This is a genomic window from Pseudonocardia sp. (assembly GCF_035305885.1).
Taxonomy (GTDB): Bacteria; Actinomycetota; Actinomycetes; order Mycobacteriales; family Pseudonocardiaceae; genus Pseudonocardia.
Window position 1 is genome coordinate 1 of the sequence record NZ_DATGOP010000073.1, and the last position, 2,331, is coordinate 2,331.

The following is a 2,331-nucleotide window of genomic DNA, read 5'->3' on the forward strand; positions in this document are numbered from 1 at the left end:
CCACGTTCTTCGCGCCCGCGTACCGGGCCCCCTGCACCGCGTTGCTGCCCACCCCACCCGCGCCGTAGATCACCACGGTGTCGCCGGCGCGCACCCCCGCGGCGTACACCGCCGAGCCCCAGCCGGTCGGCACCCCGCAGCCGACCAGGGCGCCGATCTCGAACGGGATGTCGTCGGGCAGCGGGATGCACGCCCACTCCGACACGACCGCGTACTGCGAGAACGAGCCGACGGTGCAGAAGCCGCCGAGGTCCTCATCCCCGAGGTGGAACCGGAAGGTGCCGTCGAGGAACATCCCGGTGCCCGCGTTGAGGCCCTTCACGCACATGTTCTGGTGGCCGGTCGAACAGGGCCGGCACGCCCCGCAGGCGGGGATGTAGGAGCAGACGATGCGGTCGCCCGGCTGCACGCGGCGCACGTTCGGCCCGACCGACTCCACCACGCCCGCGCCCTCGTGCCCGCCGACGATGGGGAACCGGACCGGGGCGTCGCCCTGGGTGATGTGGTCGTCGGAGTGGCACAGGCCCGCGGCGTGGAACCGCACCCGTACCTCGTGCGCCTTCGGCTCGTCGAGCTGCAGGTCGACGACCTCCCAGCCGGTGTGCGGCTGCCGCGCGATCGCGGCCCGGGTCGTGATGCTCATGACATGGCCCCCGTTCTGGACGGCGCGACGTGCGGCAGCACCTCCGCGCCGATCAGCGCGATGTGGTCGAGGTCGTGGATGTCGTAGATGTGCAGGTAGACGGTGTCGGCGCCGGCGTCGGCGAGCTCGCCGACGCGGTCGGTCACCTCAGCGGGCGAGCCGATCGCGGCGTTGGCGCGCATCAGCTCCGAGCCGATCACCTCGGCGCGCCGCTGCGTCTCGACGGGCGTCGCGCCGCAGGCCACCGGCAGCACCGCGGACAGGCGCGCGGTCGCGGGGTCGCGCCCGATCGCCTCGCAGGCGCGGGCGAACCGCTCGAACCGCTCCTTGAGCCCGGCCGCGCCGCCGCCGGTGGTGAGGGCGCCGTTGAACTCGGTGGCGTAGCGGGCCGCGATCGCGGGCGTCCGCCTCGGGCCGCTGCCGCCGACGATGATCGGCGGGTGCGGCCGCTGGGTGGGCCGCGGCGGCGTGCGGTTGTCCACGACCCGGTAGTGCGCGCCGGCGTGGGAGAACCCCGGCCCCGACCACAGCCCGGTGATCACCGCCAGCTGCTCGGAGAGCCGGTCGAACCGGTCGCGCGCGGGCGGGAACGGGATCCCGAACGCCTCGTGCTCGCGCTCGTACCAGCCGGTGCCGATGCCCAGCTCGGCGCGCCCGCCGCTCATCTCGTCGACCGACGCGACGATCGCGGCGAGCAGGCCCGGCTCCCGGAAAGTCGCCGCCGAAACGAGCGCCCCCAGCCGCACCCGCGTGGTGTCGCGGGCGAGCCCGCCGAGCGTCGTCCAGCACTCGGTGGGGCGGTAGGTCGCGTCGTGCGGGTCGACGCCCATCAGGTGGTCGGAGCGGAAGAACGCGTCGAACCCGGCCTCCTCGGTGGCGAGGGCGAGCGCGCGGATCTCCTCGTAGCGGGCGCCGTGGCGCGGCTCCATGAGCACCCGCATGCGCAGCGTCGTCATCCGGCGACCTCAGTGCTCGTGGATGATCACGCCGCGGATGTTCTTGCCGTCGAGCATGTCCTGGTAGCCCTCGTTGACCTGGTCGAGGGCGTACCGCCGGGTGATCAGCTCGTCGAGCTTGAGGTCGCCGGAGCGGTAGAGCCCGAGCAGGCGGGGCACGTCGTGGAGCGGGTTGCAGGCGCCGAAGATCGCACCCTGCACGCGGCGCTGGTAGCCGATCAGCATGCCGGCCGGGGCGGAGAGCGACCCGTTGCCGACGGCGGTGATCGTGACCTGGCCGCTCTTGCCGACGACCGCCAGCGCGTCGGCGATGACCTGGTCGTGCAGCACGCCGACGGTGATGATCGCGTGGTCGGCGAGCTCGCCCCACGTCGTCTCCACCACGAAGTCGTGCGCCGCCTGCGCCTCGCCGAACGTGTGGGTGGCCCCGAAGACCTTCGCCATGTCCTGCTTGAACGGCACCGGGTCGACGACCACCACGTTCTTCGCGCCCGCGTACCGGGCGCCCTGCACGGCGTTGCTGCCCACCCCGCCCGCGCCGTAGACCACCACGGTGTCGCCGGCGCGCACGCCCGCCGCGTACACCGCCGAACCCCAGCCGGTGGGCACCCCGCAGCTCACCAGCGCGGCGACGTCGAACGGGATGTCGTCCTGGATCGGGATGCAGGAGAACTCCGAGACGACCGCGCGCTCGGCGAACGTGCCGAGCACGCAGAGCCCGCCCAGGTCCTC

3 protein-coding genes are annotated in these 2,331 nt (G+C 73.5%); all 3 read right to left on the reverse strand.

The genetic code is table 11. The features are described from left to right. Nucleotides 1-643, reverse strand: a 643-nt coding sequence (locus VKZ81_RS15300; protein ID WP_324242223.1) for an alcohol dehydrogenase catalytic domain-containing protein, incomplete at its 3' end; no start/stop codon positions are given. Further along, a complete protein-coding gene (locus VKZ81_RS15305; protein WP_324242224.1) occupies nucleotides 640-1,599 on the reverse strand; it encodes a TIGR03560 family F420-dependent LLM class oxidoreductase in 960 nt (319 codons plus the stop codon). The genes VKZ81_RS15300 and VKZ81_RS15305, both read right to left, overlap by 4 nt. 9 nt (nucleotides 1,600-1,608) lie before the next feature. Next, nucleotides 1,609-2,331, reverse strand: a 723-nt coding sequence (locus VKZ81_RS15310; RefSeq protein ID WP_324242225.1) for a zinc-binding dehydrogenase, incomplete at its 5' end; no start/stop codon positions are given.